The following is an 8,887-nucleotide window of genomic DNA, read 5'->3' as shown; positions in this document are numbered from 1 at the left end:
GAACCACCAACAGAAACAACAAACAACGAAACAGAAACAGAAACAGAATTAAATAATGAAAAAGAAACGGAGATACAGGAGAGCAACGAAATAGCGGAAGCTGATGATGTCGATCGGGAAGAAGCCCATCGTGGCGCCGTACTCGGGCGACATGTTTGCGATGGTTGCGCGGTCGGGAACCGTGAGCGTCTGCATCCCCGGACCAAAGAACTCCACAAAGCGACCCACCACGCCGTACTCGCGCAGCATTTCGGTGACGGTGAGCACCAGGTCGGTTGCGGTGGCGCCTTCCGCGAGTTCGCCCGTCATGTTCACACCGATGACTTCCGGCATCAGCATGTAGATGGGCTGGCCGAGCATGGCGGCCTCGGCTTCAATGCCACCCACGCCCCAACCCAGCACACCCAGACCGTTGATCATGGTGGTGTGGCTGTCCGTACCCACAAGCGAGTCGGGATACGCCAGGTCGATGCCCGTGTTGGTGGGACGCGTCCACACCCCGCGAGCTACGTATTCGAGGTTTACCTGGTGACAGATGCCGCTGGCGGGCGGCACGACCGAGAAGTTTTCGAAGGCCTCGCTGCCCCAGCGCAGAAACTCGTAGCGCTCGCGGTTGCGCTTAAACTCGATCTCGGAGTTGAGCTTGATGGCCTCGGCCGTCCCGAAGTGATCCACCTGCACCGAGTGGTCGATGATGAGGTGCACCGGCACCTGCGGATTGATCTCGTTCGGATTACCGCCCAGGCGGTCCATCGCCGAGCGCAGCGCCGCCAGGTCAACCACAGCGGGCACGCCGGTAAAGTCCTGAAGCAGCACACGCGAGGGCACAAACGGAATCTCTTCCTCGGCAGGCGCGCTCGGGTCGTACTGCGCGAAGCGGCGCACATTATCTTCGGTGATGAGCGTGCCATCGCACTCGCGGAGCATCGCCTCCAGCAGCACACGGATGGACACGGGCAGGTGGTCAAGCTCGTACCCTTCGTCTTCGAGGGCACTCAGGCGGTACAGATACGCCTCGCCCGAACCCGTGTCGAATGTATCGCGGGCGTCGAACGGGTCGGCGTTTAGTTGAAAGTTAGGCATAAGACATGGAAGGATGGTACAGGGGTCGGTCAGATCGCATTGGCATTATGTTTCTACGTTGTCGTAACATTTAGTTTCTGGGGATACAGGGGTTTGCGCGCTTTTCGCGAAGGAATCTCGCAGGAATCCCCACCTGCTATGCTCCCCCCAATACGCCGCTTGCAGCCGCGATCTGTTATGCCGATTCCATCGCCTGTCGCAATCCGCGGGTCAGCTGCTCCGGCTCGTCCGTGCCCACGCGAATCACTCCTTCGGAGCCCAAGTCGATCTCAACCGCTGAGCGCCCCGACACGTTGTAGAGCCACCCTGCAGGCGTATAGCGAATGCCCCACCCGTACCATATTGGATTGCGTACGACCTCCACGCTCTGGATTGTATCAAGCGGAAACGTGCGTGTCCAGAACCCCGGACCAAAGTAGAACCGGAATTCTTGGTCACTGACTTCAGTCGTGAGGCTTGCGAACAGTGCGGTAATCGCACCCACCCTGCCCATCACAGCCAGGCTCAGCGCAGTGAGCGCGTCCTCTTCGGTCATAGCGCTGCTATATGTGACAAGCATTCCTGCAAGCCCTGCGATAACTGTTACATAGCCCGGCTGGGTATGGCGGTAGTGCTCAGAAGAGTCGTTTGACTGCGTTGTTTGCGTACGCATGGTGATATGTAGATTGCTGGGTAACTGTTAGATCATGAGTGATCGCCCTCTTGGTCAGGACGTACGCAGTTGCAACTCACGAATGTCATCTCGTCGCGAGGCTCTATACGTGTTTAGGGACTTATAGCCTGCGAACCTATGCCCGGCGGTGTTTAGGCCAGGTTAGAGCGGGACAGAGGGGCCCGAAGGGTCATGCCGGTTGTGCCCCTGAACAGCTCGCGTCGCACGGCAGAGGGGCCGTAGGTCATGCTGGTTGTGCCAGGCGACGAGACGTGATCCTTCTGACCAAGGGCGTCAGGATGACTTGGGGGCGCGAACAACAGCTCGGCATTGTGAAGCGCTCCCTCCTGTGTAGTCATGCTGAACGCAGTGAAGCATCTCAGGATGACGTGGTGGGGTGGGGCAGGTGCAAACTCTCATCTGTTCCCCTCTCCAGGGGAGCGGCTTCGGGCGGTGTGCTTGCACCTGTTTCTTCCTGCGCTAAACACGTACCCGAAAGCATTCGGCACAAGTTACTCCGTTCGCTCTCGTTCGGCTACTCCGCCTGCTCACGTATCCACCCAGACACACGCTCCAGCGCCTTGGGCGCCATGGTGGTCTCAATCTGACTGTACTCGGTTGGATGCCCCGTCTCGGCCGGCTGAAACAGGTGGTTGAGTCCGTCGAGCACTTCGACCGTGGCGTCGGGGCTTGGACTCTCCTCCAACGCCGACCGCATAATCTCGGCGTTCTGCTCGGGGGGCACTTGTAGATCCTTCGAGCCAAACAGCGCAAGCACTGGAATGTCGAGCTGTGTGAGCACGGGCTGGGGGTCGTACTTCAAGAAGAACGTAAACCACGGAGCCGTAAACCGCTCGATCTGCGCATTCCGCTGGGCCTCGGGCACGCCTTCTGCATCAAACACCGACTGTAGCGTGTCGGCGACTGCCGACGAATCAGAGGCACCCAACACCGCATCAAACATACGCTCTTGGGTCCTGCGCGTTGAATCCACTACCGATGCCTCAGCCCCTTGCACTGCCGCCATACGGGCCTGCTGCTCAATGATGATATCGCGCCCAGACACCGCTGGCCCTGCCATCAGCACCAGAAATGCGAGCGGTTCGTGTTGGGTGTGCACCATGGGTCCCACCAGACCGCCTTCGCTCAGTCCGATCAGGCCCACGCGCTCGGCATCCACCTCGGGACGCCCCTTCAAGAATCGCGCTGCCGAAGCCGCATCGCGGGCATACGCTTCGGTCGTCGATGCGGGAAACGAAGGCCCCTCCGACTCGCCCACCCCGCGCTCGTCGTAGCGCAGCACCGCAAGGCCCTGGCGCGTGAGGTGGTCGGCCAGCACATGGAACAGCCGATGGTCCATCAGCTCAGAGTTGCGATCTTGCGGCCCAGACCCGCTCACGAGCACTACAGCGGGATGCGGTCCATCGCCCTCTGGAGCCGTAAGCGTGCCCGCCAGGGTAAAGCCGTCATCGGCATTCGGGAAGCGCACCTCCTCTTCGGCATACGGATACGGCGGCTCGGGGTGTTGCGGACGCTCCGGCGCCTCGGCCGTGCTATCGTCGGTGGGCGTGAGCGTCAGCGGAAACGACTGTCCCGTTTGCGTCCATGAGCCCTCAATGGTCTCGGCATCCGTCATCGTGCCCACGTACGCTCCATTGATTGAAGGCACGTCGAGCGTGAGCGTATCATTCTGCACGCGCACCGTCTCAACCGAGATGCCCGTGGCGCCCTGATCGGGGCTGTCCATCGTGGCCGTAAGCGAATCGGCCTCCTGTTCGATATGGAAGACCACCCGAAGCTCGGTGCCCCCTGCCTCCAACTGCCCCTGCCATGACCCGACCACGGTATCGAGCGATTGGGCCTGTGCGGGCCCGGCCCACGGCATGAGTGCAGCAAGTGCAAGAACAATCACAAGTCGTTGTACAATCTGCATGGTTTGTTTTCGTTTTTGGGATACAGTGTGTAGATTCACGATGCACAGCCGTTCACGGACCCGACCATCCGTCTTCGGGACGAATGTGGTATCCTATGACGCGCCATGCCCCATCCTCTCGAGTAAGCTTTATCGTTTCGATCATCGTCTTTCCGTAGTCGGCCCGGTACTGGATGGCCACGTACTCTTCGGGGGCCTGCCCGGATAGCTCGCTCATCTGCGGCTGCTCCGGTGGCGAATCAGTGTAGCGTGCGGCAATCAGTGTGCGGCCTTCAAACGATTCAAGGTCAAGCTGATGTTGACCTTGCTCAACAATCTGCGCCCACTGTTCCGCTGTAATCTGGGACCGGAAGAAACCGGCTGCTTCTGACCACGAAGCCTCGTATTTCTTCGCGTCAACCAGCGCGAGCCATTCCGAAGCCGCTGCTTCTGCTTCTTCGGCATACGCCTGCTCCTGCTCCGACGGCCCGCAGGCCGCCAGCATACTGCACAGCACCAGGCACCCGTACACAATGGGTCGAATCTGCATAGCCACAGCCCGTCTTCAGGCCCGTGATGAATAATGGTTACGAGTTGTATCTTCGCATCCCCCATCAGATGCACCGTTCGTCCAGCGCACGAACCGCTCACCAGATCTACCATCGCATCTATCGGCACGCATGGTCATACTTTAGGGCCCACACGCCTCACGTTCCATAGCTTTCTGTCGCTTATGCCCCTTTTCCTGCGCGATGACCGCCTCCCCTGGGTCGGACTCGGCACCGTGCAGCTTGTGGGCTGGCTGGTCTACGGGGTCGTGTATTACGTGACCCTGCGCCCGTACAACCCGTTTCCTGCTATCGTGCAGCAGCAGGCGCTCTGGGCCACTGGATTGGGATTGCTCGTTAGCTCGCTGCTCGGCTGGGCTTACTACGCGCTGGGCATCTCACGATGGCATTGGGGCTGGCAAAGCCTCGCTGTGGCACTTGGCTCTGTGGGATTCGGACTGGCATGGGCGGGCCTAAATCATTGGGGCGCCACCTACATCGATCCGTTCGAGCTGCCCGTAATGGCGTATGTCGGCGTTCTTCCCGGACAGGGCTCCATGCTTTCGCATCCGGCCGCCTTTCCGATGGTACTGCTCGTCTGGAGCGGTAGCTATCTGGGCATTGCGTTCTGGAACGAACGGCAGGTGCAGCAACAGCGTGTGTTTCGGGCGGATGCAGAGGCCCAACGCGCCCGCCTACAGATGCTTCGCTACCAACTCAATCCGCACTTCTTCTTCAACGCGCTCAACACCATCAAGGCCCTCGCCGATGAAAGTCCGCGCCGCGTAAAAGAGGCCGTGCACGAACTGTCGGGCTTTCTGCGGTACTCGCTCCTCGATGACGACACGCTCATGGTATCGCTCGATGAGGAGGTGCAGGCTGTACAGCACTATCTTGCGATTGAAAAAATGCGTTTTGAAGACGATCTTCAGGTTACGGTTGATGTGGAGGCGGAGGCCAGACGCCAGCCCGTACCCGCGTTTCTGGTGCTGCCCTTAATCGAGAACGCCGTCAAGCACGGCCAGCACACGAGCCCGTTTCCGCTGCGCGTGCGCCTCACGGCTACGCTCACAGATGACCGCCTCCGCATCGCAGTTGCCAACACCGGTCATCTACGCACAGATGCGCCCACGGACGAGAGCACCGATACTGGACTCACCAACGTGCAGGCGCGTCTTCAGGCGCAGTATCCCGATGCGCACCGCTTTGCGCTCACAGAAGACGACGGCTGGGTGCGCGCCTGCATCGAGATCGCTTCCCCTGCACGAACAACCAGCGCAAACCATGGCTGATTCGCTTCGCATCCTCATTGTAGACGACGAACGACTGGCCCGCAAGGCCCTTCGAAGCACGGTTGCCGAACAGGACCACGCAACGGTGGTCGGCGAGGCCGCCTCTGTTGACGAAGCCGCCACGCTGATTGATGAGACGCCCCCCGATGTGGTGCTGCTGGATGTGCAGATGCGCGGCGAAACGGGCTTCGACCTGCTCGACCGGATCGAGGCGCCGGTGCAGGTGGTCTTCGTGACGGCGCACGACCAGTATGCGGTGCGCGCGTTCGAGGTGAATGCGCTGGACTACCTCCTAAAGCCCGTAGCGCCCGACCGCCTGTCCGAGGCCCTTCGCCGCGTGCGTGCTACCGACGCTGCGGTTCCCCAGGGCGCCAGCCGTGGCGATGCGTCGTTTCGATACGACGATCTATTTTTCTACGAGGAGGGTCGCCAGCCGCGCTTCATCCGCATTGCCGACATCCGCCACATTGCGTCATCCGGCAACTACACCCGGCTTCATCTCAACGAACGCGCCAGTGCGCTCACCACAACCACCCTCAGCGAATGGACCGAGCAACTGCCCGATACGCACTTCGTCCGCATTCATCGCTCCACCATCGTGAACGTGAACCACGTAGCGCGCATCGAGCGGAAGCCCAATAGCACCTTCGCAGTGTTCATGGACGATAGCGAAACCACGCTTTCCATGAGCCGCCGCCGGGCGCAGACGCTGAAAGATCAGCTTGGATGCGACGCATAGGGGGCGTTCTACACCAGGCCGCCCGGATGCTTTACCCGCTATGTTGTAGCCGACGCGCACCATACAGCCCGCCTGCTGCAAGGAGCAACGCCAGCCCGCCATCCACCGGAACCGGGTCGGGCGGCAATGGGGGATTGGGGTCAAGGGGATCACTCGGAAGCGGCGCCTCGTCTTCATTGTGCATCCTCGGCCCCAGCAGGGCCGTCCCGAACCCATCGGCCAGCCGTTCGTCGCCCTGCATCGTCTGCGCGCCCGAAGCGCCTCCCGAACGCCGACTCAGATGCCGTTCAATCGCACCCACCTGCCGTTCCAACGACCGCAACTCCCCGCTACTCGACGCCAGCGCCCCCGCCCATCCGCCCGGATCGGCAGATGCTCCGCTCCCACGCGATGCCCCAGTTGAAGACGCTCCCGTCGAGGTAGCCCCCGCTGGACCAAACGTGGAAGGCGCGGTCTCAGCATGGGATGCAAAACCCATTCCGCGGGAGGCCTGACCTGCCGATGCCGTGGCCCCAGACGAGGGCCACGGCATAGGTGTAATGGAGGTCCCGGAGCGCCCGGGCAGGCCGTCGAAGATGTTGCCGGTGAGCACCCCTGATGAAAGCGCATCCACCGTGCCTGGCATCGACTGGACGTGCGATGACGACGCTGCACTGTACGCAGAGGAATCCCCCCATTCAGCAGGAGGCGGCCCCGTGTCAAAGCTCACGAACACCAAGGCAAACCCGGCGCTCACAATGAGAAGCGCACCGGCAAAGAGCAGCGCATCCACGGTGGATGCATGAGAGGTAAAGGACATATCAGGTGGTGGGGACAATGAAATAGAGGGACGATAAAGACCGAGCGCGGGAGACGGTTTTCATGGGGAAAGCGAGAGCCTCGTGCCCACCCGGCATCACACACAGCCCCACTTGGCGACGCGTTGCCCAGGGGCCGGAAGGCATAGGGCCAGGGCTTACCGCACTACCGTCACCCGTTGCGTGTCGACGGGTCCGTCTTCGGTCTCCATCTGCAGGAAATACGTGCCGCTGGCGAGCCGACTTACGTCCAGCACCTGCTCGGTACGGCCCTCGGCTCCGGTATCCACGACCGTCTGCACGCGCCGGCCCAGCATGTCGTAGAGATGAATGCGCACGTCCTGCCGCTCTGGCACCGCAAACCGCACGGTCGCTGTGCTGCGCGCCGGGTTCGGGTACGTCGGCAACAGCTCCGCTTCGGTGACCAGTCGCGCAATCGTCACCGCCTCGCTGAAGGATTCGGTGCCGTCGGTGTCCACCTGGCGGAGGCGGTACGAGAGGCTGTCGGCGGCGTAGGGCAGGTCCGCGTCCTCAAACCGGTAGGATTGGGGTTCGTCGGTGGTGCCGGCGCCGTCCAGACGTGCAACCGTCTCCCACGATTCGCCTGTAGACACGTCCCGCCGGGACGTCTCTACGTCGGAGGGGACCGACCGCTGCACCTCAAACCCGGCGTTGTTCGTCTCGGAGAGCGTCTCCCACTGCACCGTGATGGCCTCATCGCCCGAGCGCTGCGCCTCGAACCCGGCAAGTTCTACCGGCAGCGCCCCTGTGTTCGGCGCAATCTGCACCACGAACCGTTCGGTCTCTGGATTGGCGCTGAGGCTGCTTACGTCCACCTGGTAATCCATGCCCGGCTCCAGGGGCACGGTCTGGTCGTCGCTTTCGGTGGAGGTGCCTTGCGTGTCGATCAGTTCCGCGGCCCACGTGTCCGGCAGGTCCCACTCGCGCACCCGAAGCGTGAGCGTGCCGTCCTCAGGCAGTTGGTTCCCCTGCACGGCCATCGGCACTGCCGTGAGCTCTGCGTCCGGATCATCCGGGCTCTGCGGCCACGGGCGGCTCTCGACCGCTTTGGACGCTTCGGTGCCGCTTCCGCCCGTGCCTTGTGCGCTGAGCATGAGCGAGGGCGCCTCCAAGGGCGCAAGCTTTGAGGTGTCCCACGCATCCCAGCCATCGGTCGCGCTCTCGTGAAAGCGCACCCCAATGGCCTGGTCGGTGGCCACCGGATCGCCCGACGCGTCAGTCACGACGCCTTCCAGCCAGAGCGTGCCCCGCTGCACGCCTTCCGAGGCTACCGTTGGCCCTTGCATCTCGCTTCCAATGAAGGGCGCATTGGAATCGGTGCGTCCGTCGGGTTCGAACGTGACCTCTGTGGGCCCGTTGTCGGGATCGCTCCGCTCGATGAACGCCCCCTGCCACGCAGCCAGCGTCTCCGTCTCGGTGTCTACCAGTTCCCAGCCGCCCGCCGTGGCATCGTAAATCTGCGCGTCCGCCTTAAAGCCGTTGCCAGCGATCGGGCTCCCGCCGGTAGTGAGCGACGACAGCTCGTAATCGGTCGGGTACGGGTTGCCGAGCAGGTGCCAGCGCGCGCTTCGGGTGAGGTCGTCGCGCACGACCGGGGCCGTGCCATGCCGCGTGGCGCTGGTGCCCTCATCCAGCGAGATGGTGAGCCCGCCGGATTCGACCGGGTCGCGGGCATCGTCCTGGAGGTAGAGCAAGGCGGCGCTTCCGTGGCCCAGCGGCGTGCTGGCATCGGCTGTGATGTACGCGCCGGTGCCGCCGGTGCTTTCGTCCGAGTCGCTGTCGTCCCACATCGCCACAACATTCTGATCGAAGCGTGGGGCATTGGTGCCAGCAGAAGAGGTCA

At 62.2% G+C, this 8,887-nt stretch carries 7 protein-coding genes and 1 pseudogene; 2 read left to right on the top strand and 6 right to left on the bottom strand.

Annotated features, from left to right (window positions below; translation table 11 throughout):
- Window positions 1–90: 90 nt before the first annotated feature.
- The 4 genes and pseudogenes from R6U20_RS05770 to R6U20_RS05755 all read right to left on the bottom strand — a co-directional run.
- Window positions 91–1,083 (bottom strand): annotated as a pseudogene (locus R6U20_RS05770) (aconitase family protein); the annotation flags it as partial.
- Window positions 1,084–1,258: 175 nt separating this feature from the next.
- Window positions 1,259–1,735: a hypothetical protein gene (locus tag R6U20_RS05765; RefSeq protein ID WP_410336913.1), complete on the bottom strand. Its 477-nt coding sequence runs from the start codon at window positions 1,733–1,735 to the stop codon at window positions 1,259–1,261.
- Between the two features lie 535 nt (window positions 1,736–2,270).
- A complete protein-coding gene (locus R6U20_RS05760) occupies window positions 2,271–3,668 on the bottom strand; it encodes an alpha/beta hydrolase family protein (RefSeq protein ID WP_410336912.1) in 1,398 nt (465 codons plus the stop codon).
- Window positions 3,669–3,720: 52 nt separating this feature from the next.
- The gene (locus tag R6U20_RS05755) at window positions 3,721–4,197 is read right to left on the bottom strand and encodes a DUF4019 domain-containing protein (protein WP_410336911.1); all 477 of its coding nucleotides are present in this window, start codon (window positions 4,195–4,197) and stop codon (window positions 3,721–3,723) included.
- 183 nt (window positions 4,198–4,380) lie between these two features.
- On the opposite strand from R6U20_RS05755, the gene R6U20_RS05750 reads away from it, so the two are divergent.
- On the top strand, window positions 4,381–5,487 hold the full coding sequence (locus R6U20_RS05750; RefSeq protein WP_410336910.1) for a sensor histidine kinase: 1,107 nt from the start codon (window positions 4,381–4,383) through the stop codon (window positions 5,485–5,487).
- On the top strand, window positions 5,480–6,226 hold the full coding sequence (locus tag R6U20_RS05745; RefSeq protein WP_410336909.1) for a LytR/AlgR family response regulator transcription factor: 747 nt from the start codon (window positions 5,480–5,482) through the stop codon (window positions 6,224–6,226). The genes R6U20_RS05750 and R6U20_RS05745 overlap by 8 nt, the downstream gene beginning before the upstream one ends.
- A gap of 31 nt (window positions 6,227–6,257) precedes the next feature.
- Here R6U20_RS05745 and R6U20_RS05740 read toward each other — a convergent pair whose 3' ends face one another.
- Together R6U20_RS05740 and R6U20_RS05735 are read right to left on the bottom strand one after the other, a co-directional pair.
- Window positions 6,258–7,025, bottom strand: a complete 768-nt coding sequence (locus R6U20_RS05740; protein WP_410336908.1) for a PID-CTERM protein-sorting domain-containing protein — start codon at window positions 7,023–7,025, stop codon at window positions 6,258–6,260.
- Between the two features lie 156 nt (window positions 7,026–7,181).
- Window positions 7,182–8,887, bottom strand: a 1,706-nt coding sequence (locus R6U20_RS05735) for a T9SS type A sorting domain-containing protein (protein ID WP_410336907.1), incomplete at its 5' end; no start/stop codon positions are given.

It is taken from the genome of Longimonas sp., from assembly GCF_046498435.1.
GTDB lineage: Bacteria > Bacteroidota > Rhodothermia > Rhodothermales > Salinibacteraceae > Longimonas.
The sequence above is the reverse complement of the archived record's forward strand: the minus strand, read 5'-3'. Positions and strand labels throughout refer to the sequence as shown.